General features: G+C 54.4%; 27 protein-coding genes and 1 pseudogene. 21 read left to right on the forward strand and 7 right to left on the reverse strand.

Going from position 1 to position 25,484, the window contains the following annotated elements; all coding sequences use genetic code 11:
• Positions 1-224 precede the first annotated feature (224 nt).
• The 6 genes from DXXMK7_RS07065 to DXXMK7_RS07090 all read left to right on the forward strand — a co-directional run bounded on the left by DXXMK7_RS07065 (position 225) and on the right by DXXMK7_RS07090 (position 7,078).
• Positions 225-695 carry a MarR family transcriptional regulator gene (locus DXXMK7_RS07065; protein WP_038918460.1) on the forward strand — a complete coding sequence of 157 codons (471 nt, stop codon included), beginning with the start codon at positions 225-227 and terminating at the stop codon, positions 693-695.
• Positions 696-712: 17 nt separating this feature from the next.
• A complete protein-coding gene (locus tag DXXMK7_RS07070; RefSeq protein ID WP_038918461.1) occupies positions 713-1,891 on the forward strand; it encodes an efflux RND transporter periplasmic adaptor subunit in 1,179 nt (392 codons plus the stop codon).
• Positions 1,892-1,901: 10 nt separating this feature from the next.
• Positions 1,902-3,428: a DHA2 family efflux MFS transporter permease subunit gene (locus DXXMK7_RS07075; protein WP_038918462.1), complete on the forward strand. Its 1,527-nt coding sequence runs from the start codon at positions 1,902-1,904 to the stop codon at positions 3,426-3,428.
• A gap of 93 nt (positions 3,429-3,521) precedes the next feature.
• Positions 3,522-4,421 (forward strand): helix-turn-helix domain-containing protein, encoded by a 900-nt coding sequence (locus tag DXXMK7_RS21350; RefSeq protein WP_049842687.1) that lies wholly within the window; start codon positions 3,522-3,524, stop codon positions 4,419-4,421.
• Positions 4,422-4,749: 328 nt separating this feature from the next.
• Positions 4,750-6,417, forward strand: coding sequence for an alpha-keto acid decarboxylase family protein (locus tag DXXMK7_RS07085; RefSeq protein ID WP_038918463.1), 1,668 nt, complete (start codon positions 4,750-4,752; stop codon positions 6,415-6,417).
• A 175-nt stretch (positions 6,418-6,592) separates the two neighbouring features.
• A complete protein-coding gene (locus tag DXXMK7_RS07090; protein ID WP_038918465.1) occupies positions 6,593-7,078 on the forward strand; it encodes a DUF2501 domain-containing protein in 486 nt (161 codons plus the stop codon).
• 60 nt (positions 7,079-7,138) lie between these two features.
• Here DXXMK7_RS07090 and DXXMK7_RS07095 read toward each other — a convergent pair whose 3' ends face one another.
• Positions 7,139-7,729, reverse strand: coding sequence for a flavin reductase family protein (locus DXXMK7_RS07095; protein WP_038918466.1), 591 nt, complete (start codon positions 7,727-7,729; stop codon positions 7,139-7,141).
• Positions 7,730-7,956: 227 nt separating this feature from the next.
• On the opposite strand from DXXMK7_RS07095, the gene DXXMK7_RS21730 reads away from it, so the two are divergent.
• The 4 genes and pseudogenes from DXXMK7_RS21730 to DXXMK7_RS23020 all read left to right on the forward strand — a co-directional run.
• Positions 7,957-8,289, forward strand: a complete 333-nt coding sequence (locus DXXMK7_RS21730; protein ID WP_071605183.1) for a DUF1971 domain-containing protein — start codon at positions 7,957-7,959, stop codon at positions 8,287-8,289.
• Positions 8,290-8,299: 10 nt separating this feature from the next.
• Positions 8,300-8,638 (forward strand): DUF1869 domain-containing protein, encoded by a 339-nt coding sequence (locus DXXMK7_RS07100; RefSeq protein ID WP_038918468.1) that lies wholly within the window; start codon positions 8,300-8,302, stop codon positions 8,636-8,638.
• 299 nt (positions 8,639-8,937) lie between these two features.
• Positions 8,938-10,137, forward strand: a complete 1,200-nt coding sequence (locus tag DXXMK7_RS07105; protein ID WP_049842690.1) for a multidrug effflux MFS transporter — start codon at positions 8,938-8,940, stop codon at positions 10,135-10,137.
• A gap of 42 nt (positions 10,138-10,179) precedes the next feature.
• Positions 10,180-10,278, forward strand: a pseudogene (locus DXXMK7_RS23020) (flavodoxin); the annotation flags it as partial.
• Between the two features lie 200 nt (positions 10,279-10,478).
• Here DXXMK7_RS23020 and DXXMK7_RS07110 read toward each other — a convergent pair.
• On the reverse strand, positions 10,479-10,805 hold the full coding sequence (locus tag DXXMK7_RS07110) for an EthD family reductase (protein ID WP_038920877.1): 327 nt from the start codon (positions 10,803-10,805) through the stop codon (positions 10,479-10,481).
• Between the two features lie 306 nt (positions 10,806-11,111).
• Here DXXMK7_RS07110 and DXXMK7_RS07115 point away from each other — a divergent pair, with 306 nt between their 5' ends.
• The gene (locus DXXMK7_RS07115; RefSeq protein WP_038918469.1) at positions 11,112-12,023 is read left to right on the forward strand and encodes a LysR family transcriptional regulator; all 912 of its coding nucleotides are present in this window, start codon (positions 11,112-11,114) and stop codon (positions 12,021-12,023) included.
• A 158-nt stretch (positions 12,024-12,181) separates the two neighbouring features.
• Here the strand turns inward: DXXMK7_RS07115 and DXXMK7_RS07120 are convergent, their stop codons facing one another.
• Complete coding sequence (locus tag DXXMK7_RS07120) at positions 12,182-13,102, reverse strand: DMT family transporter (RefSeq protein WP_038918470.1); 921 nt, start codon at positions 13,100-13,102, stop codon at positions 12,182-12,184.
• Positions 13,103-13,389: 287 nt separating this feature from the next.
• On the opposite strand from DXXMK7_RS07120, the gene DXXMK7_RS07125 reads away from it, so the two are divergent.
• The 4 genes from DXXMK7_RS07125 to DXXMK7_RS07140 are packed head-to-tail and all read left to right on the forward strand — an operon-like array spanning position 13,390 to position 16,675.
• Positions 13,390-14,226: a transporter substrate-binding domain-containing protein gene (locus DXXMK7_RS07125; RefSeq protein ID WP_038918471.1), complete on the forward strand. Its 837-nt coding sequence runs from the start codon at positions 13,390-13,392 to the stop codon at positions 14,224-14,226.
• 3 nt (positions 14,227-14,229) lie between these two features.
• Positions 14,230-14,919: a 5-oxoprolinase subunit PxpB gene (pxpB, locus tag DXXMK7_RS07130; protein ID WP_038918472.1), complete on the forward strand. Its 690-nt coding sequence runs from the start codon at positions 14,230-14,232 to the stop codon at positions 14,917-14,919.
• On the forward strand, positions 14,916-15,887 hold the full coding sequence (locus DXXMK7_RS07135; RefSeq protein ID WP_038918473.1) for a biotin-dependent carboxyltransferase family protein: 972 nt from the start codon (positions 14,916-14,918) through the stop codon (positions 15,885-15,887). Before pxpB ends, DXXMK7_RS07135 begins: the two co-directional genes overlap by 4 nt.
• A gap of 17 nt (positions 15,888-15,904) precedes the next feature.
• Positions 15,905-16,675 carry a 5-oxoprolinase subunit PxpA gene (locus DXXMK7_RS07140; protein ID WP_038668683.1) on the forward strand — a complete coding sequence of 257 codons (771 nt, stop codon included), beginning with the start codon at positions 15,905-15,907 and terminating at the stop codon, positions 16,673-16,675.
• A gap of 68 nt (positions 16,676-16,743) precedes the next feature.
• On the opposite strand, the gene DXXMK7_RS07145 is transcribed toward DXXMK7_RS07140, so the two are convergent.
• The 3 genes from DXXMK7_RS07145 to DXXMK7_RS07155 form a co-directional block, all read right to left on the reverse strand.
• Positions 16,744-18,033, reverse strand: a complete 1,290-nt coding sequence (locus tag DXXMK7_RS07145) for a type II toxin-antitoxin system HipA family toxin (RefSeq protein WP_038920879.1) — start codon at positions 18,031-18,033, stop codon at positions 16,744-16,746.
• Positions 18,023-18,361 (reverse strand): helix-turn-helix domain-containing protein, encoded by a 339-nt coding sequence (locus tag DXXMK7_RS07150; RefSeq protein ID WP_038918474.1) that lies wholly within the window; start codon positions 18,359-18,361, stop codon positions 18,023-18,025. Before DXXMK7_RS07150 ends, DXXMK7_RS07145 begins: the two co-directional genes overlap by 11 nt.
• Positions 18,362-18,600: 239 nt before the next feature.
• A complete protein-coding gene (locus DXXMK7_RS07155; RefSeq protein WP_038918475.1) occupies positions 18,601-19,803 on the reverse strand; it encodes a pyridoxal phosphate-dependent aminotransferase in 1,203 nt (400 codons plus the stop codon).
• 344 nt (positions 19,804-20,147) lie between these two features.
• Here DXXMK7_RS07155 and nac point away from each other — a divergent pair, with 344 nt between their 5' ends.
• From nac to DXXMK7_RS07180, 6 genes are all read left to right on the forward strand, one after another.
• Positions 20,148-21,071, forward strand: coding sequence for a nitrogen assimilation transcriptional regulator NAC (gene nac / locus DXXMK7_RS07160; RefSeq protein ID WP_038918477.1), 924 nt, complete (start codon positions 20,148-20,150; stop codon positions 21,069-21,071).
• A 108-nt stretch (positions 21,072-21,179) separates the two neighbouring features.
• Entirely contained in the window at positions 21,180-21,611 is a 432-nt protein-coding gene (locus tag DXXMK7_RS21735) for an acetyl-CoA carboxylase (protein WP_071605184.1), read from the forward strand.
• A gap of 122 nt (positions 21,612-21,733) precedes the next feature.
• Positions 21,734-22,486, forward strand: coding sequence for an SDR family oxidoreductase (locus DXXMK7_RS07165; protein WP_038918478.1), 753 nt, complete (start codon positions 21,734-21,736; stop codon positions 22,484-22,486).
• 22 nt (positions 22,487-22,508) lie between these two features.
• Positions 22,509-23,204 carry an amino acid ABC transporter permease gene (locus DXXMK7_RS07170; protein ID WP_038918479.1) on the forward strand — a complete coding sequence of 232 codons (696 nt, stop codon included), beginning with the start codon at positions 22,509-22,511 and terminating at the stop codon, positions 23,202-23,204.
• A 5-nt stretch (positions 23,205-23,209) separates the two neighbouring features.
• Entirely contained in the window at positions 23,210-23,980 is a 771-nt protein-coding gene (locus tag DXXMK7_RS07175) for an amino acid ABC transporter permease (protein ID WP_038918480.1), read from the forward strand.
• On the forward strand, positions 23,977-24,711 hold the full coding sequence (locus tag DXXMK7_RS07180) for an amino acid ABC transporter ATP-binding protein (protein WP_038660262.1): 735 nt from the start codon (positions 23,977-23,979) through the stop codon (positions 24,709-24,711). The genes DXXMK7_RS07175 and DXXMK7_RS07180 overlap by 4 nt, the downstream gene beginning before the upstream one ends.
• Positions 24,712-24,977: 266 nt before the next feature.
• Here the strand turns inward: DXXMK7_RS07180 and DXXMK7_RS07185 are convergent, their stop codons facing one another.
• Positions 24,978-25,385, reverse strand: a complete 408-nt coding sequence (locus DXXMK7_RS07185) for a very short patch repair endonuclease (RefSeq protein ID WP_038918481.1) — start codon at positions 25,383-25,385, stop codon at positions 24,978-24,980.
• Positions 25,386-25,484 lie beyond the last annotated feature (99 nt).

The following is a 25,484-nucleotide window of genomic DNA, read 5'->3' on the forward strand; positions in this document are numbered from 1 at the left end:
GCCGGCAGCGCCACGACTCACTTTGTCAGAGAATTACCCTGCCAGAGAATCACCCTGCCAGAGAATCACCCTGCCAGAAAATCACCGGACCGGGCATCGCCGCTTTGGCACGCCGCGTTGGCGTTTCGGTGGGAAGAATGTGCGTGAATAAGAATCGATATTGACATTTCACTGACTAGGCATTAATTTCAATTTCAATTAATGCCTAGTCAGGTTTTTATGTAATGAACAATACCGTCAATGACACGCTTTACCCGATTGGCTTGCTGATCCACCTGGCAAACCAGTTCAAAGATAACCTGCTGAATGACTATTTTGCCGACAGCGATATCACCGCGCACCAGTTCAAGGTGTTGATCAGTATCTATAAAGGCTTCACCAGCCCGGTGGATGTGAGTAAAAACGTGATGATGGACGGCGGCGCGCTCAGTCGCATGATTGAACGGATGGTGAAGCGGGAGCTGATTTTGCGGCAGCCTCACCCCAACGACAAACGTCAGGTGATTCTGGCGCTGACCGAAAAAGGGCAGGCGATCTGCCAGCATTTCGAGCAGGAGGGGATGCGGATTGTGCTGGCGCAAACCACTGCGCGCCTGACTCATCAGGAAGCGGAGCAGCTGATGCGGCTGCTTATCAAGATGTTGCCGGATGACGTGATAGCGCGTTATTCGCCTCACTTAACCTACCCACAATAATAAAGGCCACGACTTTCATGGATACCACCTCCACGCCATCGGCGCCGCGCAACGGCCGCCGTAAACGTCAATTCGCCATCCTGCTGCTGGTGTTGCTGCTGGCCGCGGCCGGCGGCGGGGCCTATTACCAGCTTTACCTGCGTTTTTACGAAACCACCGACAATGCTTATGTGGGCGGCAATCTGATCACGCTGACGCCGCAGGTCGGCGGTACCGTAACCCAGGTCAGCGTGGACGACGGCGACTATGTGGAAAAAGGGCAGTTGCTGGTGCAACTCAGCCCGAGCGATACCCTCATCGCGTTGCAGCAATCGGAAGCGCAGTTGGCCAGCGCCGTGCGTCAGGTGCGCGGCCTGTATAGCACCGTTGATAACTATCAGGCGCAGGTCGCGTCCAGACAGGTGGCGCTGCAACAGGCGATTGGCGACTATAACCGCCGCAAAGGGCTGGTGGTGAAGGGCGCTATTTCCGCCGAGGATTTGGCGCATTATCAGGATGCGGTCAACAGCGCCCGCAGCGCGCTGGATGCGGCCGAACAGGCGCTGCGCACCAATCAGGCGATGGTCGATAATACCGTGCTGGACGACCATCCCGACATTAAAAACGCGGTGGCGGATCTGCGCAGTAAATATCTGGACTGGGCGCGCAGCGCCATCGTCGCGCCGGTCAGCGGCTATGTCGCCAAACGCGCGGTTCAGGTCGGGATGCGCGTCAGTTCCGGCGCGACCCTGATGACGATCGTGCCGCTCGATCAGGTATGGGTGGACGCCAATTTCAAGGAAAGCCAGATGCTGCAAATGCGGCTGGGGCAGCCGGTGACCCTGACGGCGGATATCTATGGCGACAAAACGGTATACCACGGCACCATTCAGAGCCTGGGGATCGGCACCGGCAGTGCGTTCTCGCTGCTGCCGGCGCAGAACGCCAGCGGCAACTGGATTAAGATCGTGCAGCGTCTGCCGGTGCGCATCGCGCTGGACCCGGAAGGATTGAAACAGCGCCCGCTGCGTATCGGCCTGTCGATGCTGGCTAGCGTGGATCTGCACAACACCCAGGGCGAACTGCTGCCGGCCGCGCCGAACAGTGCGCCGCGCTATCGTACCGATGTGTACGACGATCCGCTCCTGCAGGCCGATAAACTGGTGGCGAAAATTCTTCGCGACAACAGTCAGCCGTTGACGAGCTCGCGTGGCTAAGGCGGCGGTGATGAACGATAAAGCCGCCTTTACGCCGCCGAATCCGGGGCTGGCGACGCTGGCGATATCGCTGGCGACCTTCATGCAGGTGCTGGATTCCACCATCGCCAACGTGTCGCTGCCGACGATTGCCGGCAACCTCGGCGTCAGTTCGGATCAGAGCACCTGGGTGATTACGTCGTTCGCCGTGTGTAACGCCATTTCTCTGCCGCTGACCGGCTGGCTTGCGCGTATCGTCGGTCAACGGCGGTTGTTTGTCGTTTCGGTGCTGCTGTTCAGCCTGGCCTCTTTTCTGTGCGGCTTCTCGCGCAGCATGACGGAACTGATTGTTTTCCGGGCTTTGCAGGGCTTTTTCGCCGGGCCGATGTACCCCATGTGCCAGACGCTGCTGCTGATGATTTTCCCGCCATCGCGCCGCAACATGGCGCTGGCGTTACTGGCGATGGTGACGGTGGTGGGGCCGATTGTCGGCCCGATTACCGGCGGGTGGATCACCGACAACTACGCCTGGCCGTGGATTTTTTACATCAACGTGCCGATCGGCCTGTTCGCCGCCGGGGTGGTGATGGCGCAACTGCGCGACTGGCAGGACACGACGGAGCGCGCCCGCGTCGATTACGTCGGCATCGGCCTGCTGGTTCTCGGGGTCGGCCTGCTGCAGGTGGTGCTGGATAAAGGCAACGACCTGGACTGGTTTGCCTCCTCGGATATCGTGACGATGTCAGTGATTTCCGCCATCGCGCTGGTGTCCTTTGTGCTCTGGGAGCTGGGAGAGCGCGACCCGCTGGTCAACCTGAGGCTGTTTGCCGATCGGAATTTCACTATCGGCACACTATCGCTGATGTTCGGCTACGCCGCGTTTTTCGCCATCAATGTGATTTTGCCCCAGTGGCTGCAAACCTGGATGGGATACACCTCGACCTGGGCAGGACTGGCGGCCGCGCCGATGGGCATGTTGCCGATGCTGCTCACGCCGATTATCGGCCGTTACGGTAACCGGGTCGATTTACGCCTGCTCGCCACGTTGTCGTTTGTGATCATGGGGCTGTCGTGCCTGATGCGCGCCCAGTTCACCATCGACGTCGATTTCATGACGGTGGCCGGCGTACAGCTGTTTATGGGGATTGGCGTAGCGTTCTTCTTTGTGCCGTTGACCTCCATTTTGCTGTCGAGCCTGCACGGCAAGGATGTGGCGGAAGGTTCCGGGCTGGCGACCTTTCTGCGCGTGCTGGGCGGCAGTTTTGCGTCGTCGCTCACCACCTGGATCTGGTCGCATCGCGAGATCTATCACCACGCGGTGCTGAGCGAAAGCGTCTCCGTCTACAACCCGGCGGCGGTGGATTACCTCAATCGGATGGGCGGCATCAGTCAGACCACGCTGGCGCAGTTGGACAAAACCGTGCAGCAGCAGGCGTGGATGGCGTCCACCATCGATTATTTCCATCTGCTGGGCTGGGGGTTTATGGGGCTGGTGGTGATCATCTGGTTCGCCAGACCGCCGTTTACCAAAACAGGGCCGGCCGCCGCCGGGCATTAGTCCGCGGCCCGCCGATGGGTGAATTAATGCCGGTGCAGGTTCGTTATCGGCGTGAGTTTCGATGTTTCTGATGTTCAGCAAGGGGGTTCTGCCATGATGTTATCAACGATGCCGTCCATGATGAGATTTACCGCCGATCTAATTGGCTGGATAGAGAGTCATCTTGAAAGCCCGCTGATGATCAATGACGTCACCGCGAAGTCGGGCTACAGCAAATGGCATTTGCAGCGCATATTCAAGAAAGAAACCGGCGTTTCGCTGGGGTCGTATATTCGCAGCCGGCGGTTGAGCAGGGCGGCAGTCGAGCTAAAGCTGACCAATCAAACCATTCAGGACGTGGCGCTACGTTACTGTTTTGATTCCCAACAGTCATTTACCCGTACCTTTAAAAAACATTTTGGGATGTCGCCCGGGCATTATCGTAAAGCTTTACGTTGGGATTTCACCGGCCTGCAACCGTCATTAGACGCTAGCGTGGACTGGCTGCCGATTCCCGAAGTGGTTGATTTACCTGCCAGACCGGCTAACACCTCCTTTTTTGAGCATACCCAAAGTATTGATGACTTTATTTCGGCAAGCGATATTCCGCAAAGAATAAAACTATGGGAACAGACCTGTCGTCGATATAGCGGACCGGAGGTGGTGATCTATTCTTTTTCAACCTTTATTCCGGATGCCAATCGGGTTAACCGCCATGTGCGAATGGAATACCATATTAGCGCCGTCGACCCGTACAATAGCGTCGATGCTGATAATGATTACAGGCAAATGCCGGCCGCGACAGAGCGCTATTTGCGCTTTCTGTTTTCCGGAGATGTGGAGGAATATACATCGTTTTTGAAGACGATCTACCATCATATTTTACCCGGCCGGTCTTATACCCGCATGAATGGCGGCGATCTGGAGGTTATTCATTGCAGGAAAGACGCGCAAGGCGGGATGGATAAAGACTATTTTGAGGTGGAATATTATGTTCCGTTTGATCGAAAATAAAAGATAAACAGTGAATATTCATTATTCCTCTGGGGAAGAGGAGCGTTGCCAGTCGGCGGTAATAACCGGGTGGCGACTAATTAGTAGAGGGATAACAGTAAAGATTAGTGATATATAAGTCTCTGCGTTTAACCGCTTTGGTCATAAATGCTACTCCGTGTGGCTATGTATTTTTACGTTAAAGTAATTTCCGTCATGATTTTTTACGACATAATATCCGATATTTAGCGTGTCTTATTCATCTCATGCAATAAAAATATGAGAAGTTTTTATCTGATCGTTAATACTTTCCAGTAAACAGGACGAACAACATGGAGAAGATAACGTGATGAATAGAAACTATACAATTGGCGATTATTTATTGGATCGTCTGGCGCAGAGTGGTATTCAGCATCTTTTTGGCGTTCCCGGTGACTACAATTTGCAATTTCTTGATCATGTCATCAGCCATCCCGCTATTTCCTGGGTAGGTTGCGCCAATGAACTCAATGCCGCCTATGCCGCCGATGGCTACGCCCGCTGCAAATCCGCCGCGGCATTACTGACGACGTTCGGCGTTGGAGAATTGAGCGCGATTAACGGTATTGCCGGCAGCTATGCCGAATACGTTCCCGTCATTCATATCGCGGCGGCGCCCAGACAACAGTCGCAACAAAAAGGCGAACGCATGCACCATACGCTGGGGGATGGCGATTTCCGCCACTTTCTGCGCATGGCGGCCGAAGTCACCGCAGTCAGCGCCAGCCTGACCGTCGACAACGCTACGGCAGAAATCGATCGGGTTGTTAGCGCCGCGCTCAGGCTTCGCCGTCCGGTCTATTTGTTTTTGCCGTTAGACGTGGCTGCGGCGCCAACCGACGATCGCCCCTCTCCACTGGCTCTGCCGGACCCCTGGTGCGATGAGGCTTCGCTGAACGCGTTCATCGCGGCGGCAACCGCGCTGCTGGACCGCGCCGGGACGGTTTCGCTGCTCGCGGATTTTCTGGCGCACCGCTTTGGCGCGTCGGCTGCCTTACAACGCTGGCTGGAGCGTGTGCCGTTACCGCATTCAACCTTGCTGATGGGAAAAGGCACGCTGAATGAGCAGCATCCGTGCTTTATCGGCACGTATGCCGGGGGCGGCAGCAGTGAAAGCGTCAGGTCGCGCATTGAAGACGCTGACGTCATCATCAGCGTCGGCGTTCTGTTTGTCGATACCATTACCGCCGGGTTCAGCCACCGAATTCCCGCGGAAAAAAACATTGATATTCAGCCGACGTTCGCACGGGTAGGGCATCAGACGTTTCCTGCCGTCCCGATGCTGAAGGCGATTGACGCGCTGGAAACGATCACCGCGGCGCAAGCGGCCCGCTGGAACCCCGGCTTTATTACACCGCCGGCGCTGCCTTCCCCGCAGGCGAAAAACCGACTGGACCAACGCGAGTTCTGGCTGCAAATTCAGCATTTCATTCGCCCCGGCGACATCATCGTGGCCGAGCAGGGAACCTCCTGCTTCGGGGCGGCGATGCTCACGCTGCCGCAGGGGTGCCAGTTTATTGCCCAGCCGTTATGGGGATCGATAGGCTACACGTTGCCCGCCGCGCTTGGCGCCAAGACCGCCTCACCCGATCGCCGGGTCATCCTGCTGATTGGCGACGGCTCTCTCCAGCTTACCGTGCAGGAACTCGGTTCGATTATTCGCAACGAACTCAGCATGGTGGTATTTGTGCTGAATAATCAGGGCTATACCGTCGAACGGGCGATACACGGCCCGAAACAGCGCTATAACGACATCGCGGCCTGGAACTGGACGCAGCTTCCGATGGCGCTTGGCTGCGATGAAGGCAAGGTGTTCATCAAGCAAACCCGTACGCCAGACCAACTGGCTCAGGTTCTGGCCGACATTGAGGGAGAACATCGCCTGTCGTTTATCGAGGTGGTTTTACCTAAGATGGACATACCGGATTTACTGCACACCATTTCTCAGTCGATTGAAATGCGCAACACCGTGCAGTAATGAAGGGACGCGATTATGTGCATGGGACCGGCGCTGGCGTGCCGAATTGCGAAAAACGTGCATCGGATAATCATGGCGCTGTTTCAGCGGGCGATTTCGGTTTTATCGGATGGTGCCTGATGGCTGCGAAGGTATACTGCATCGCAGTTTTCGATCACAAAAGAGTAAGCGTGTTATGACATTAATCAAACGTGCAGTGAACATCGTGGGTGTGGCCGCTCTGATAACGGCAGCGAGTTACGTTCAGGCGGCCGGCTGGCAGGATTCCCTTTCCAGCGCTGCCAGCCAGTTAAGCCAGAACGGCGCTTCATCCGGCAACCTGAGTGGGCTGACCGGCTTGCTTAATGGCGAAACTCAGTCGTTGAGCGCCGGCAGCATGAACAATGCGGCGGGTATCCTGCAATATTGCCTGAAGCAGAAGCTGGTTTCGGCGACAAACACCGAAAATGTCAAAAACCAGTTGCTGAATAAACTGGGCCTGAGCTCGCAACAGGAGCAGCAGAAACAGACCGATTATGTGCAAGGGTTGGCCGGCCTGCTGAATACGGGGGAGGGGAAACAGGTAAACCTGAGTACGTTGGGCAATACCCCGCTGGCGGAAAAAGTCAAAGCCAAAGCGTGTGATATCGTATTAAAGCAAGGCGTGAAGTTTATTTCCTGACGGAAAATCCCCGACCAGCGCGCGGCATTGATAGCGTCTGGTCGGGGTAATGCGCCATGGTTAGTGACCGTATTTAAAATTAAAGCCTAGCGCATCGCCAGTGGTATCGTACTCGCGGAAGTTATATATCAACGGCTTCCATTTTGACGAATCAATGGTGTCGTTGTGACCCAATAGATGGCTTTCCACCCAGATATTCAGAATATCAAGCTCAACGAGTATAAAACGCCCTTTGTCCGTTGTGCTTACTGTTTTGCATTCCGCCTGAATTGGGCATTCAACTACGCGCGGTGGTGCAATTCCGGCTGATTCTTCCATGTGAAGCCCGGTTCTGGCGAATTTATCGTGACATACCTGAACGCCCCATTTGATTTGGCTTTCAGATAACGTATCTCCACCTGTCAGCTTACCGATTTCTTCCACTTTTTCCCAAAGCGTAGAATCAGGGATATTGATGACCGCATCGGACCCCGATATTAGGTTGCTGTGCGTCTTGCTGCCTTTGCTGACCCCGATAATAATTTTATCGCCAAGAGAGATCGAAGAGGAGACGGGGGCGATATTGGTATTTCCGTTACGGCTGTCTGTCGTGGTGACAAGAAAAACCGGGAAGCCGTAATAAAATGAACTTAATTTCACATTCTTCTTCATTTCAGCATGGAACCCATTATGTGAAGGCTTAGATGGCGTCCATTTCTACTCTTCCAGCTTGTCTTTAACAATAACCACAATTGAGTATTTACGGGGTATGCGTGTTGCGCTGCTGTGAAAAATAGATCGGAAAAAAATAATCCACAAACCCAAAAAGAGGTATATGATATGCATCATATGACTTTATCCTCCCATCACTTTTAAACTGGGAAAAATGAGGTTAAAACATGCAACGAATCGTAATACCTGCTAATTATGTTCATACACGAACAACACCTTTTTGGACCAGGGACACTGCGCCTGCGTCTATTTGGCAGCGACACCTGGATGCGGGTACCCGCCAGGGCGTTTACCCGCGTTTATGCGTGATGCAAGGGGCTATCCGTTATTATGGTTACGCTGATGAGACAAGCCCTGATCCTGTTGACACCTTGACGATAGAAGCCGGGCAGTTTGGCGTATTCCCGCCCGAAAAATGGCACCGAATAGAAGCATTATCTGATGATACGCTATTCAACGTTGATTTTTATGTCGATCCAAAAATTTTGATCGAAGGCTGAGGTGTTAATAATGGAAAGCGAAAATAAAGGGTATTCCTTAGCGATAGCTAATCGCGATAATAGTGAAAAAAAAGAAAAGATTTTTTTGAAACCCATGTCTTTATATGTGCCGGACGTCGCGGCTCAGGCGGTTGCCGCGCTGATCGACGAACTGTCGGAAACAAGTCAAAAGGGTAAAGATTTTGTGCTGACCGTTACCAATCAAAATAATGGCGTGTCAGTAGATAAAGATTTCGCTGCTCTTTCTGAACTGAAAGACCCGGCTATTGCCGCCGATGCCGTCAAAGAACTGATTAATATTGTGCGAGGCTACGAGTCAGACGAGGAAACTAATGTTTGCGGCTGGTAGCGGGCCGTGTTGAGGTAGTAAATACTCCTTATATATCTATTCGATGTGGAGGGGTATTGTTCAGTCAATCTCCGTTTAAGTATTATTGCGCTATGATCCGCGGCCTTGTTTCGGAATTCTAAATTCACTGGGCCTGTAATTTGTGGTCATAGCGCCATCTTTTATTATCCTGGATGCCAGGGCTGCTCAGTAATGCCTGATTCATGAGTCTTATTCATAAAGCCATTCTGTAGCGTATGATTATCATCGGGTTCAATGCCGGTAATATAGCGCAAAGAATTTACGCTTACATGACGGATATGACTCAACCCCAGATGCGATCGAAAAAAATCCCAGAGCTATTTTTTATTGCCATTCTTAGCGCCCTGATGGCGTTTACTTCTTTATCGACAGATATTTACCTGCCTGCCATGCCGATCATGGGGAAGGATTTACAGGGTGATGTGGAACTGACCATTACTGGCTTTTTAATCGGCTTTTGCATCGCACAGCTGATTTGGGGGCCATTAAGCGACCACTGGGGGCGACGGACGCCGCTGTTTATTGGTATGGCGCTATTTATCATCGGCTCCGTGGGCTGCGCACTTTCAGCGACTATTTCGCAGATTGTTTTCTGGCGTATCTTTCAGGCGCTGGGTGCATGCACTGGGCCGATGCTGGCTCGTGCGATGATCCGCGATCTATTTAGCCGTATCCGGGCCGCGCAAATGCTCTCTACGCTAATCATCATTATGGCGATTGCGCCGATTGCCGGGCCGCTGCTCGGCGGGCAATTGATCAAAGTGACGTCATGGCACTCGATTTTCTGGCTGCTGGCGGTGATTGGCCTGCTCATGTTCATTTCATTATATTGGCTGCCTGAAACGTTAGCCGAAGACAAACGCGTAAAGGCTTCTTTATCCAGCGCCTTTCACAACTATTATGCATTGCTGACGAATACCGCTTTTATGCGTTTCACCCTGTGCCTGACATCCTATTATGTCGCCGCCTACGCTTTTATTACCGGGTCAGCCTTTGTCTACATCACTTACTTCGGTATCGATCCACAACATTACGGCTGGTTATTTGCGCTGAATATTGTCGGCGTGGTGGGAATGAGTATCGTGAACCGCCGTTTGGTTCAACGTTATCCGCTTGAGAAGTTGCTTAAATTTGCCGTGCTGATCGCCACCGCCGCCTCACTCGTTCTTGCGTTAGGCACAAAACTCAATATCGGCGGGATGATCCTGATTGTGGTTTCGGTGTTTGTTTTCTTTGCGATGAACGGGATTATCGCTGCAACATCGACCGCCGCCGCGCTTGATACCGTGCCAAACATTGCGGGTTCCGCGTCGGCATTAATCGGCTCGCTACAATACGGTAGCGGCATTATTTCCTCCTTGCTGCTTGCCCTGTCAGGGGACGGCACGCCGTGGACGATGGCCTGGATTATCGCCTTGTTTACCGCGATCAGCGCGGTAATTGCGTTGACCACTCGTGTAGCGAAAACGGCCGGTTAGCTATTTTTGTCGAAGGTTCGGGATAGCGCCTGCGGCCATATATCGCGAGCCAAACGAGAAAAACCGCTGGTCATTGAATGCGATCAGGAAAGAAAAACGACAGAAACGGTGACCCGTTGGTTGGAGGTGATCCGTAGCTGACTGCAGCCATCAATAAACCGGGAAACAGGATGCGGAGCTGGTGGGCGTTTTTACCGGGCGGGTATAGATGAGAGGGCGAGGGTAACCCGCTGTCTTTCGACAGCGGCTTGCAAACGATGTATTCAATTCAGTCATTCTGATGGCTCGGTTTCGTCTTTGCCTCTTACATCAAACGCTTTCAGGTAAAAATCCTTTGTATTTCAGCGTTTTTTAATTTCGGTAATGTAAGTGACGGCAACGTGATCGGCAAAATTCGGGACATCCTCAAAAGCTTCTTTACCGGTAGGCGAATTGAAAGCGGCAACAGCCGCTTCGATTGAGTCAAACCACAGTTCTGAAAAGCCGTCTACCGGTGACTCTGGGTATTTTTCACGATCGATAGGATTCAGCACATACCCTTTTAAGCCGGGCAGGCGCAGGGCAATTTCGGTGTGGATCTTATCCCAGTGCTGCACAAATTCTTCAAAGCTCTGACCGTTCTTGCGGGTGATAAAACCCACGTGTTTAAAACCTGTTACTGACGTCATCATGTTCTCTGCTGTTGATTCAATCGGGGCCTGGCCCGCAAATGACCGGGGACGGCCATGCCTTATCACTGTCTCAGCCTGACGATTTTTCGTTTCGGGGCATCACAATAAATCCGGAAATAACTATGATTGTTTTTATTTCATGATAAATCGGGTTTCATTCGCTTCTGTGTGGACATAGATTCAACAATCACGGTGAGAGGTTAAGGATCCCGTGATGCGGGTTCAGCCTGGGACCAGCCGGCGTCCTCTTTCAATCAGGCATGCACACAGACTGGGTATGAGGCACGTAACGGAAAATTGAGTATGCGTACAACCGATCATCTGGGCGGTATTACTGCGTTTGTTACCACTGCGCAGCAGGGGAGCTTTACCGCAGCGGCTGAGCGGCTGGGCCTGACCAAATCGGCGGTGGGAAAGAGCGTTAGTCGCCTTGAGGATCGGCTTGGGCTGAAGCTGTTCCAGCGATCCACGCGCCGTCTCAGCCTTACGCCGGATGGCGAACGCTTTCTGATCAGTTGCCAGAGCGCAATAGATACCCTTGAGCAGGCAGAAGCTGAGCTGACGTCTCACATTTGCCGCCCTGCGGGCAGGCTCAAGATGGATTTACCCGCCGCATTCGGCAGACAGCGCATTCTTCCGCTGCTACTTAAAATCACCCGCAGCTACCCTGAGCTGGCGCTGACCGTCACCTTCAGTGAGCGATTTGTTGATCCGATCGAAGAAGGTATTGACCTGCTTATCCGTATTGGCGAGCTCGCCGACAGCAGTGGTCTGGTGGCGAGACGGCTAACAACCCAGAAACTGGTCATCTGTGCTTCGCCGGATTATCTGCTTAATCACGGTGAACCCACCTCGGCGGATGAACTGAGTCAACACCAGTGTGTGGTGGGATTTCGCCGAAATCAGCCGATCTCCTGGCTTTTGAAGGAAAATAACGGGCAAATAACGCGCTATACGCCAACGCCTACGCATGAATTTGCCGACGGTGACGCGATGCTGGCCGCTACGCTCGCCGGATGTGGTTTGTCTCAGTTGCCGCTTTGGCTGGTCGGTAATTACCTGGAGCGCGGCGAGTTGAAAGCGGTTCTTGCTGGTCATTCCGGCGGCGAAATGCCGATCAGCGCACTATGGCCCAAAAGCCGTCAGCTACTGCCCAAAATACGCCACGTGGTTGATGCGCTGGTCAAGGCGGCGGAAGACGGCCAATTGGATTGATTGCTGTTCTTCAGCGGCTATGCCTGAATAGTCTGTCGTGTGGATTACCGGGATACAGACAATGAAGTACCCTGAAGCCAGTTAAATGCCCATCATTTTGCCCAGGTAGAGCGATGCTTACCCGGACCGGAGGATGAAGCGTATTGCGTGACGATGGTTCATGATAACGAGCGGATTATCTGCCCTTTGCGCTGGCGCTGATCGCACCAGATGGTGAAGACCCCGGCCATGACGACGATAGACGCGCCGAGAAGCGTGGCGTGTCCGGGCAAGCTGTCGAGAAACAAATAACCAATCACCATAGACCATACCAGCGTCGTGTAATCAAACGGCGCGAGTAGCGAGGCATCGGCATAACGCAGACTGAGCGTGACCAGAATTTGCGCCAGCCCGCCAAACAAACCGCAGCCCATCAGCAGCGCCCACTGCCAGCCGGTAGGGCGTGCCCAGCCCAAAAGGGCCGTCGAGAGGCCAATCAACGTGGTCATCAGCGAAAAATAAAAAACGATCGCTCCCGGCGTTTCGACGCCATTCAAGAAGCGGATTTGCACATTGGATGTCGCGGAGCAGACGGCGGCCAGCAGGGCAAATACCGCCCCCAGCGCTGCGTCGTCAAGGGTGAAGCCGGATGCCCGTAACGCGTGACCGAGCGTGAGGTTTGACGACAGCATAATCACAATGCCGCTAAAGCCGACCAGGACCGCCAGCCAGCGATAAAAGCGCACCTTCTCTTTCAGCAGCATCGCGGCCATAAGCACGGTAAATAACGGTGCGGCGTAACTGATGGCCGTGGCGTCGGCCAGCGAGATATAAACCAGCGCCAGATAGTTGAAATACATGCCGCCGGTACCGGAGAAACCGCGAATAAAATGGCCGAAGATATTGTGGGTTTTGATGCTGTTGATGACGCTGCCTTGTATTTTCAGCCACAGCAACAGAGGAAAGAGCGCAACGAACGAGCGGAAAAAGATGACTTCTCCGGTGGGTATGGCGCCGTTTAGCCCTTTGACGCAGGCCAGCATTAATGTCGCGCACAGCGCCGACATTATTTTCAGCAACATCCCAAGTTTGGCATTCATGGTCTTACCTTTACTACATGCAGGTGTGGATGAGCCCTAACCTTAGAACGCCCGCAACGTGCGTCGATAAGATAATTTCCCTCTGCCTGAATAACCTTTTCTTATTACCCGATGCTGTCGATGCGGCGTGATATTGGTCATATAAATTGTGTATCTCGCAACACGGTTTCCCTCTTATGCCGTCGAAAGCAAAGCCCGTATATTTCAGAGAATACGGGCTGCCATACTGGGTGGGTCTGGTAATAAAAGTCGTGTATTCAACGAATTAATACTTTGGGGGAAACATCATGACCGTGAAAAAATTATCTGCCGCGCTGGCGTTGCCACTTGTATTCGCCAGCGTCGGGGCGAAGGCGGACCTGCTTTCAGACATGACTGCCCGGGGGGATTTGAGATGTGCGGTTTATTCGGATGTCCCGCCTTTTTCATCACCGGATGCGAATACACGTCAGTTGGTGGGAATGGATGTTGACCTCTGCAATGCGCTGGCGAAGCAAATGGGGCTGAAGCTGACGCTGGTGCCGACATCGGTAGAAGCCCGCATCGCGGTGATTGCCACCGGACGCGCCGATGTGCTGATCGCCAACCTGGCCTACACGAAAACACGCGGTAACCAAATCCAGTTCAGCGACCCATACTACGTGGCAAAAGAGATGCTGCTGGTGAAAAAAGAGAACGCAGATAAACCCCTTGAGTATTTCAAAGGAAAACGCATCAGCGCGACCAAAGGAACTACCTCTGAGCAGTCGATCAACATTAAAGGCGGTAAAGCGGTCACCTTCCAGGACGCGGCTTCCGCGTTTCTCGCGCTTGAGCAAAACAAGGCGGTGGGCTTTGTTACCAACACGATGACCGGCATCAAAATGATCTCGCAGGCGAAAAAAGACGGTATTGAACTGGCGATGATCAAAGAACCGATGGCGCTGGAACCCATTGGCGTGGGTATGAAACGCGACGAACCTGCGCTGCTTACCGCCGTCAACACCGGCCTGAAAACCATGGATGACAATGGCGCCATCGACAAAATCTGGGACACCTGGATTGGGCCGAACACCGAATACAAAATGGTGCGCGAAGAGCGCGTGCAGCCTCTGTCGAACCTGAAATTTGAACCGCTGGAATAAGTTATGGCCTGGTTAGAGCAACACGCGTCGGTTTCTCTGGGGGCGGATGTCACCCTCTCGACCATGGGTAGCCGGGCCTGGCTGGTGGAAGCGCCAGGCGCATTTAGCCTGGCCGCCCAACGGCGCATCTGGTCACTGGCGCAAATGCTCTCTCACTGTGACGACGTCGAAACGCTGATTCCCGGCGTCACCAATTTACTGGTATTGCTCAAACGTACCCCGGAAGAGGCGGATGCCTTCCCGCAGCGGCTGCGTGAATACTGGCGACAGGCACAGGAAGTGCACCCGCAGGGGCGGTTGATTGAAATTCCGGTTCACTACGGCGGCGCGCTGGCAAGCGATCTGGAAGCGGTCTGTCGTCATACCGGTTTTGGCGAAAACGAGGTGATTCGCCGCCATTATCAGGGGCAGTACACCGTTGTCGCGCTGGGCAGCGCCCCCGGTTTCGGTTATCTGCATGGCCTTGATCCGCTGCTCGCCACGCCGCGTAAAAAAGTACCGTCGCTCAATATGCTAAAAGGCACGGTCACTATTGGCGGGGCGCAGACGGGCGTATCGGTGCTGACCGGCCCCAACGGCTGGAACGCCATTGGCTATGCGGAGCTGGAAGTCTTTGACCCGTACGCGGCCAGTCCCGCATTGATGGCGCCCGGCGACAACATCCGTTTTTTACCCGAAAGGATAGAGCTGTGATTGAAATTGAGCGCACGGGTGCGCTGAACACGGTGCAGGATTTGGGGCGCTTTGGCTTTCGCCACCTTGGGGTGTCGGTGAGCGGCGTGATGGATCCGCTGGCGCTGCGGGCGGGCAATGCGCTTCTGGGTAATGACGATAACGCCGCCGCCGTTGAGGTGCAGATGTTTCCCTTTCGCATCCGTTTTCAACAAGATACGGCGATTGCGCTAACGGGGGCGGATTGCCGTGCGCGGCTTGATGATGTTGACCTGCCGCCCTGGTGGGGTTGCCGGGTTGCCAAAGGACAGGTGCTGGAGATGCGCTATCCGCGTTCCGGCACGCGCGGCTACCTCTGCGTGGCGGGCGGAATCGCGGTTCCCGAGGTGTTAGGTTCGCGCAGCACGGCGCTGCGTGGCGGGTTCGGCGGCGTTGACGGGCGTCCGCTGCGGGCCGGCGACACCTTGCCGTCAGGTGCTTGCCGGGCGACCTTGCCGCAGGGCGGGTTGGGCATCGAACCGCCTGAACTGGCGCTGCGCGACGCGTTCCCGGCGGCGAACAATGGCGTGGTAGCGGTGCGGGCGATTCCGTCCGGCGAATATGCGCTGTTCGCAGCCGATCATGCGCGTTTCTGGCAGCAATCCTGGCAGATCTCCAGACAAAGCAACCGTACCGGCTACCGGCTTTCCGGAGAACCGATTTACCCTTCGCGCACCATTGAGATGCGCTCGTACGGGCTGATCCCCGGCATTGTGCAGGTTCCCCCCGCCGGGGAACCGATCATTCAGTTAAGCGACGCCAATACGGCAGGCGGATACCCTAAAATCGCCTGCGTGATTGAGGAAGATTTATGGCGGCTCGGACAGCTACAGGCCGGACAGTCGATTCAATTAATTCAAAGCGATGCGAAACAGGCCATCGTTGCGCGGCGGGCGATTGAACGCTGGCTGGCGCAACTGCGTGATTTTTCGCGTTCTTTGACCGCGTGAACGGATAACGACAGATGATGAAAATAGATGTGAACTCCGATATGGGAGAAGGGTTTGGCGTCTATCAGCTGTGTGATGACGAAGCCCTGATGCAAGTGGTTTCATCGGCGAATATCGCCTGCGGTTTTCATGCGGGGGATCCGGCCATCATGACGCAAATGGTACGGCTGGCAAAACGCCGGGGCGTGGGCATTGGCGCGCATCCTGGCTTGCCGGACCGGTTAGGGTTCGGGCGTAAAGAAATTGCCTTTAGCCCCGATGAGATTTGCCAGCAGGTGATTTATCAGATCGGCGCGCTGCAGGCGATTGCCAGAACCGAAGGCGTGAGCGTGTCGCATGTCAGTTTTCACGCGGCGATGGGCAATATGATTAATCGGGATGAGGCGCTGGCGCGGCAGGTGATGCAGGCGATTTCTCACCTTGATCCGGCTCTGATTATCTTTTGTCAGGCGGATACCATTATTGAGCGTGCAGCCCAAAGCGTGGGCCTGCGGAGCCTGACGCTGTTTCTGGCCGACCGCGCCTGCGATGCGGCAGGGCGTCTGGTGCCGCGCGGCAAGCCCGGCGCGGTCATTAAAGAAGAAGGGGCGGTGCGCGGTCGGGTGCGGCAGTTCCTGCAGGAAGGCACGGTCACCAGCATTGAGGGGCACCGGCTTGCCGTGCGCGCCCGGTCCATTCTGATTCATAGCGATACGCCGGGTTCGCTGACGCTTGCGAAGATTGTGCGCAGTGAGATTGAAGCCTGCGGGGCGGTGGTGGCGCCGGCTGCGGAGGTGTTGCAGCAGTAGCCCTGTCGGTGGTTTGTCGGGGAGGCGCGGCGCTTATCCGACATGCCAATACCGTTTCAACCGCAAGATCAGCCCGACAGATTACGTAATTGCATGATGACAGAAGGAGTGCCTTCAAATATGAACGGGTTGAGGAACATTCGCCCCCAGAACAAGCGCCGGTCTACTTCGCTTAATGCAACTTCGTCACACACCTCTGTCCAGTTTGTGCGCACAGCGTCAATGCACTGGATAATGATCCTGATGGCTTCCTGTTCGTTCAGCAGGAATTTGGGTGCGGCTCTCAGACAGACAGAGAGATTACTCATGCGGTTTTCACCTGCGATGAGCATCGCTTGCGTCGCCTCATTACCTGAACGGCTCTGAGGGCAAATGTCATAGGCAGGAGTTAGACTCAGTGTCTTGCCATTCCAGAACGCTGCATGATTTCTGGCATGATCGTCGGTATTGCCACAGATGATATTGAAAATCAGACGATTGAATAGCTCGCGCAATGTTTCCTTCGGCGCGTCGAAGCGCTGGCGGATAATGTCTGTTAAATCCTCGTAGCTTGCATATCTCGCCATCATTTCATCCAGACCAAAAATAGTCAGGGCCGACACCATCAGACGACGCTCCCATCCCATATCTTTCTTCATGCGATCAAATCGCTCGACCAATATGACATCCTTACCTGCAGTATGACGAAAGCGTACAGAAGCGACGTTTAAACCGGCTCTGACCGCCAATTTCATGGCAATGTATTCCGCCTTCACTACATTATAAGTATCCGTTGAAGAAGAGAATTTAGCGATGAACTTACGATCGTCAGATTCGATCATTGCTTTTGGTCGCGCTCCGCCAAGCGAACTGCCATGAAAAAGCGCAAGGTCCAGTTCCGGCGTGAGAGGGATACCATTTTCAACCATGGCCGCCGCTTGCATCAGCTCTTCAAGAGATGCGCTCTGGGCCGCTCGTGGGACATATTGTGTCGCTGATAATTGAAAATCGAGCCCGCCTATTCTGTCAGAGCCAGATTCGAGTAAGTATGTCAGTTCGTCCAGTTTATCGGGATCGGCATCCTTGCTCTGGGTACCAACCAGCCTGTTGAGAATGACACGTCGGCCCCATGCATCAGGCGCTGCATCGCGTAGAGCGCTGGCTTGCTGTAGGTCCGGACCCGGTAAAATGGCGCCACGAACCAGAGGGAGTTCTGGCCCATAGATAGATATTGCGTCTTCACGCTCCAGATAGCTACGCCCGTAATTGAAGATAAACCGATTGCCGTCGCGGTTTAATACGCCAGCAACAACAGGTTGAGTCGCGCCTGGCAACCAGATCCATACGTAGGCCTGCCTGACATTATTATCAGAAATCATCATTTATCTCTTTTCGGGAGCGATGTACTGCACGTGGCATAAGTGACAGGGTTTTCTCTGCGTTCGCTATATGCATTGTCATTGCCGCGTGCTCGGGCGTAAAAAGCGGAACTCCGATGATAGTGGCAAGCTCAAATACTGCGCCGATTGTACACCCCATATCGCCTTCTTCGGCACGATAGACAAGCCCCCGGGATACCCCTGCCCGCTCGGCGAGTTCCTCGACGGTGAGTTTGCGCTCAATGCGCGCAGTGCGAATCATCAGTCCAAGTAATCGAGCCGCATCACTGCTATAGCGAGAATATGTTCGAGTGGCCGGCTTTGCCATAACTTACCTCGTGTTTCATTAATAGGTCATATTGAATAATTATAACCTATTTATAGAGCATGGTGGCAAAGTGATGATAATGACCTTATTCCATTAATAGAATATTTTTCCTGTATGTGACCGGTTAATGGAACAAAGCCGCCTGTGGAACAACCGGCGGTTTATTTTAATGTCGGGTGGGAGGGAGCGTTCGTGTAGCCCCGGTCAGCGCCAGCGCCGCCGGGGAGGGAATGTGAAGCTTACCGGCATCCTTCGCAAAACGCGGCGAGGCGCTCGCAACCGGTTTGCAGGCGCTCCATGCTGGTGGCGTAAGAGAGGCGAAGATAAGGGCTGATACCGTAGGCCGCGCCCTGAACGGTCACCACATGCTGCTCTTCAATTAATGCCATCACAAAATCGGCATCGCTGGCAATCAGTCGCCCGGCCGCGCTGGTTTTTCCGATAAACGCCGCGATATTCACAAACAGATAAAACGCCCCCTGCGGCTTATGGCACGTCAGCCCCGGAATGGCGGCCAGTTTCGCCAGCACAAAATCGCGGCGCTCGCGGTAAATGGCGGCGCGCTCTTTGAGTAAATCCTGCGGGCCATCCAGCACGGCGATGGCCGCCGCCTGCGCCAGCGTCGTAATGCCGCCTGAGTTCTGGGTGTTCACATTGCTCATCGCTTTGATAAGCGGCGCGGGACCGCCGCAAAAGCCCAGACGCCAGCCGGTCATGGAATATGCTTTCGACACGCCATTTACCGTCAGCACGCGGTCGTACAGACGCGGTTCCACCTGCGCCAGCGTCAGGAAAACGCAGTCGTCATAAATCAGGTGCTCATAAATATCGTCGGTCAGGATCCAGACGTGCGGGTTATCGAGCATCACATCGGCGATGCCCTGCAATTCTTCGCGGCTGGCGACGGAGCCGGTGGGATTGCTGGGATAGTTCAGCAACAGCCATTTGGTTTTGGCTGTTATCGCCGCGGCGATATCCGCAGGCAGCGGCTTAAAGCCGTTTTCTTCATGGCAGGGCACGGGGATCGGCGTGGCGCCGGCGAATTTTACGATGTCCGCATAGCTAATCCACGACGGCGTGGGGATCACCACCTCATCGCCGGGGTTAAGCGTGGCCATCATGGCGTTGAAGATTATCTGTCGGGCGCCGCCGGCGGTGATTATTTGACTAACGTCGTAATCCAGGCCGTTGTCGCGTTTGAATTTGCGCTGGATAGCCGCCCGCAGCGCCGGTGTTCCGTCGGTGGGAGGGTAGCGCGTGTCTCCGGCGAGGGCGGCGGCATGAGCCGCTTCAATCGCGTGCATGGGGGTGGGAAAGTCCGGCTCTCCGGTGGAGAGCCCAACCACATCAATACCCTGCGCGGCGAGATCCCGCGCCTTTTGCGTCATCGCAACGGACGCTGAAATGACTATGTTTTTAAGTCGATCGGCAATTTCTGGCATATCACAGGTGTTCCAGTTGGTTCAGCGGGAACCGCGCTTGCGCACGGTGGAGGGTGATGCATGTCTGAGGATAGGGAACCGGCCTGGCGGGCGGATAATACCGCTTTGTTGTGGGGACATAATACAAAGCAATGACGGAGACCACCGTAAGACACTGCAACGATGCAATGCCATGCCCGTTTGCACCGCAGCGGTGCGGGGCGCTCACGGTGGAATGCGGCCTGGGCGGCAGTTGCACAGATTATGCGCTAATCAAACCATAAGTAGCCTGTGTGGTTCCGCAATCATTAGAACTGGCACATCCATTGCTTAATTGATGAGAAAGCCATCACTGGAGAAATGCCATGAATCTACGTCGCCTGAAATATTTCATCAAAATTGTCGATGTGGGCAGCTTAACCCAGGCGGCGGATATTCTGCATATCGCTCAGCCCGCGCTCAGCCAGCAGCTGGCGACGCTGGAAGGGGAGGTGAATCAACAACTGCTGATCCGTACCAAGCGCGGGGTAACGCCAACCACCGCTGGCAACATTCTTTATACCCATGCCCAGGCGATTTTGCGCCAGTGCGCGCAGGCGCAGAGCGCTATCGACCGTTCGGGAATGGAGCTGTGCGGCAATGTTTCCGTGGGCCTTGCTCCCGGCACGGCGGCGCAGCAGCTGGCTATTCCGCTGATGAAAGAGGTGCAGCGCCAGCATCCTGGCATTGTGCTCTACTTCAACGAAAACTTCGGCACTACCTTAAGCGAGCTGATCATGAACGGGAGGATGGATATGGCGGTGATCTACGATAACCGTGCGATCCACGGGCTGCGCTTTATTCCTTTAATGAAGGAGCACCTGTATTTTGTCTGCCCGAATGGCCTTGATAAGCCGGTAAAAGAGATTGCGCTTGCCGATGTGGCGCGCTACGACCTGTTCGTGCCGCGCATTTACAACATCATGCGTAAATGTGTGGATGACGCCTTTGTTAAAGAAGGGCTGGATTACCGGGTCGCCTGTGAAATCGAGTCGCAAACTACGCTCAATGCGGCGCTGGCGGCGGGGCTGGGCTGCACGATCATGCCGGAGTCCGCTGCGCGCGCGATGCTGAAAGCATCCGATGCGTGGATGGCGAAAATTATCGAACCGGATGTACATGCCTCGCTCTCGTTTTGCATCTCGGACCATTTGCCGCTCTCGGAACCGGCGGAAGCGGTGAAATCCATTCTGCTTTCACTGGTGTCGAACCGCACGCCGGACAACCGTCCCTTAACGCTGGTGAGTTAATAAGTCTCCCTTATTACCGTAAAGCGAAACCCTCTTACTGGCCGGCAGCGTACACGGGATAGAGTGAAGACATTCACCGAAAACACTAGCCAGTAACCGGGTCCGGATATGGAAAAAACGCTCACACTTAAGGTGTTACAGCAGCTGGCGCACAGTCTGCGCGCCACGTCAATTTCGCATGTTGCGCTAAAGGGCAGAACGTGGTCAGTTCATCTCACCGCCTCTCCCCGCATTGCGCCGCCTCCAGCGACAGAGAAACCTTCTTGCCTAATGCCGCCGTTAACGCCGCTATGCGCCCCTGCTCCGGGGCGAGTGCTGCTGCGCCATCCTCTTCTTGACGGCAATTTCGCTGTGCCGGGCGTAGCGGTTAACCCACGCGATTTGCTGGCGATGGTGAAGGTAGGCGCCCTCTATTTACCCGTGCGAAGCCCGGTGTCAGGGCGGCTGATTTCCTTCGTCGTCAACGATGGCGACGTCGTGGGATTTGGTCAGGAAATCGCGAAAATTCAAAACCATGCCCCTCTGGCATCAGGATTATAAGTCCCCCTTATCGCCTCAAACCATTTATGTCTTATACCGCCGGGACATAACTGAATAGAGTCAAAAATACGCAATAAATACGATGCGGCATTGATGACCGCAGTCATGACAGGAGAGGCAACATGCCATTTTCAGATTACAAAGTCGCACTGGTGACTGGCGCGTCCGCCGGTATGGGTGAAGCGATTGTTGAACGTTTATGCCAGGAAGGCATCACCGTACATGCGGTTGCCCGCCGGCGGGAACAACTGGTTGCGCTGGCCGATCGCACCGGCTGCATTCCTCATGCGCTGGACGTGGCCGACCTCGATGCGCTGACCCGCCTGTGCAGCGATTTGCAGGTTGATATTCTGGTGAATAACGCCGGGGTTTCGCACCCCGGCTCCATTCTGAATGCCAGTGAAGATGTGATTGAAACCCAGTTGAACGTTAACCTGCGCGCGGTACTGCATCTGTGTCGCCTGCTGGTTCCGGGCATGGTGGCGCGCGACTGCGGCCACGTCATCAACATCACCTCCATCGCCGCTATTTATAACTTTAACGGCAACTCGGTGTATCACGCGACCAAGGCGGGCGTGCATGCCTTGTCGCGACAACTGCGCGTTGACTGCTACGGCAAACGCGTTCGTATCACGGAGATTTGTCCGGGGCGTGTGGCGACCGATATTTTTGGCAACGTGTCCGGCGATCATGAGGACGCCCGCAGGCGTTTTATCGATGGCTTTGAGCTGCCTCAGGCAAAAGACATTGCAGATTGCGTGGCCTTTGCCGTTAGCGCGCCGGTGGCGGTGAATATCGGCAATATAGAAATCACGCCGACGCTGCAGGTTCCCGGCGGGCTTTCTACGATGCGCCCCGGCGAAAGCGTAGTCTGAGCGGGTTTACAGGAGGCTCATTATGGCGCTCGATTTTAGTGCTGTGTTAACAGGCCATTATGGCGGGATGATCGTGCAGGGCGCGACTATTACGCTGGAACTGGCGCTGGGCGCCTGGCTGCTGGCCATGTTTATCGCGCTACTGCTGCTGGTTGTCCGTCTGACGGAAAACCGCTTCGCTACGCGGCTGGTGGCGGCTTACATCTCCTATCACCGTAATGTGCCCACGCTGATCCAATTGATGATGTGGTATTTCGCCATTCCGACGCTGCTGCCGGAATCGGTGCAGAGCTGGATCAACGCGTTCAATGCCGAGTTTCTTTTCTCGATGTTCGCATTGGGGTTATGCCAGGCGGCCTACTTCTCCGAAGATATCCGCAGCGGCCTGCGCGCCATACCTGACGGGCAGAATGAGGCCGCGCGGGCATTAGGAATGAGCTATATGCGGGCGATGGGGGCGGTTATTTTGCCGCAGGGGATCCGCAACGCGCTGCCTGCGCTGATTAACCATACCGTTTTGCTGTTTAAAAACACCAGCCTGGCGATGGTCATCGGCGTGACCGAACTGACCTACGTCACGCGCGACATTGAAAATCAGACCTTCCGTACCTTCGAAGCCTATGTGATTGGAACGCTGGGATATCTGGCATTTTCACTGTTGTTGATGGGACTGGGCGCGCTGTTGGGGCGTCATTTTCAACGCGTGTATGCGAGGTAATCGCTATGTTTGACGTTTTAACTATTTTGCACGACCACAGCATGCTGTTCCTGATGGGACAATACCCGAACGGGCCGCTGGGCGGCGTGCTTTGCACGCTGTTAATCTCGCTGTTGGCGGTGGCGCTCTCCTTTCCGCTTGGCGTGCTGGTGGGGCTGGCTCGCCTGTCGCCGTGGCGCGGGTTACGCTGGGCCGCCGCCTGCTGGGTCTACACGCTGCGTGGTATTCCGTTAATGATGGTGGTGTTCTGGACTTACTTCTGCGTACCGCTGCTGATTGGGCAGAATATCAGCGGCTTTTCCACCATGCTCTGCACGCTGGTTATCTACGAAAGCGCATATATCGCCGAGATTGTCCGCGGCGGTATTCAGGCGCTGCCCCACGGCCAGTACGAAGCTTCGCGGGCGCTGGGGATGAGTTACCTGAAAACCCTGCGGCTGGTGGTTTTACCGCAGGCTTTTTTCAATTCTCTGCCCAGTCTGGTGAGCCAACTGGTGTCGATTATCAAAGACAGTACGCTTGGCTATGTCATTAACGTGCCGGAACTGACCTATGCGGCAAATCAGGTTAGTAATCAGTTGTTGACCAAGCCGTTTCAGGTGTTCGCTATTGTCGCCCTAAGCTATTACATCATCTGTTTTAGCCTGACGTGGCTGGCGAATAAGCTCGAAAACTATATTGCTAACAAAAGACTCAACGAACAACCACCGCAGGGCGATGCGCAGAACAATTCCCTTTTCTTCGCCAACCGCAATCTTAATAAGGAAACATCATGATCCCGATGATTTTGTTTAATCAGGTCAACAAGTGGTACGGCGACTACCATGCGCTGACCGATCTTAGCGCCGAAGTCAAAGTGGGTGAAGTGGTGGTGGTGTGCGGGCCGTCCGGCTCAGGTAAGTCCACGCTGATTCGCACGGTCAACCGTCTTGAGCCTATTGAGCAAGGGCAGATTCTGTTTGATGGCGTAGATATTCACGGCAGCAGCACGCGATTGAATCAGCTGCGTACGCGTATTGGGTTTGTTTTCCAGAACTTCAATCTATTCCCGCATGTGTCGGTGATGGACAACATCATGATGTCGCCAGTGAAAGTACTGGGTACCAGACGTTCCGAAGCGCGCAAACATGCCGGAGAATTGCTGGAGCGCGTCGGATTGTCGCACAAAGCCAACGCCTATCCGGCGCAGCTTTCCGGCGGGCAACAGCAGCGAGTCGCCATTGCCCGAGCGTTGGCGATGAAGCCGCCGGTGATGCTGTTTGATGAACCCACATCGGCGCTGGATCCGGAAATGGTGGGGGAGGTCTTAAGCGTGATGCGTTCGCTGGCGCAGGAAGGCATGACCATGATGTGCGTTACGCATGAGATGCATTTTGCCCGCGATGTGGCGGATACCATCTGGTTTATGGATCAGGGCGAAATTCTGGAAAAGGCCAAGCCGGAACAATTCTTTAGCGCACCGCAGCACCCTCGCGCAAGGCGTTTCCTGAGCGATTTACTGAACTGATGGCAATATAATCTCCCAGTCCGCTTCCAGCGGGTAAATCCTGACGGTGAGCCTATCGGATAAAAACGCCATTGATGAGATGGCGTGATAAAAGCAAGAAGCCTGCTTAGTTCCCTAAGCAGGCTTCTTAAATTTGGCTCCTCTGACTGGGATCGCCTTTGCCAGTAACTGGCTAATAAGTAAGCTAAACCTGAATTGCCGTTCTGTCAAGACCACCAGAATGACCACCATTTTAACCCATGAAAAAGCGTTTAAAGCAGCACCATTCATTCTTTTAAAAACGTTTTCAATCTTTCCAGAAGGATATCCGTCTCTTTAAGTTCGCACTCCCACACTACCAACGCCCGCCAGCCCATTTCGTGTAGCTTTGATAAATATAGAGAATCCCTGACTTTGTTTTTTTCCAACTTAGCAAACCAATATTCCTGATTTGACTTTGGCATACGATGTCGCCGACATCCCTCATGGCCATGCCAAAAGCAGCCATGCACGAAGATAACTTTACGTTTTCCCCAAAACACTAAGTCTGGCTTGCCCGGTAATCGCGGATCGCATAAGCGATAACGAAATCCGGCATGGTAGACGAGGCGTCTAACGATTCGCTCCGGGCTGGTATCTCTCCCTTTAACCCTAGACATAACATAGCTTCGTTTGGCCGGAGTCAGTGTATCCATGAGAAAACCTCGCTATGTTATGGCGTAGTTTAAAAGCGCTTTCACATTGAAAGCGCCTTCGGCTAAAAACATCAACCAGTAACAATAAACGCTATTGTG

The sequence above is a fragment of the Dickeya sp. MK7 genome (genome assembly GCF_000406305.1).
GTDB lineage: Bacteria > Pseudomonadota > Gammaproteobacteria > Enterobacterales > Enterobacteriaceae > Dickeya > Dickeya fangzhongdai.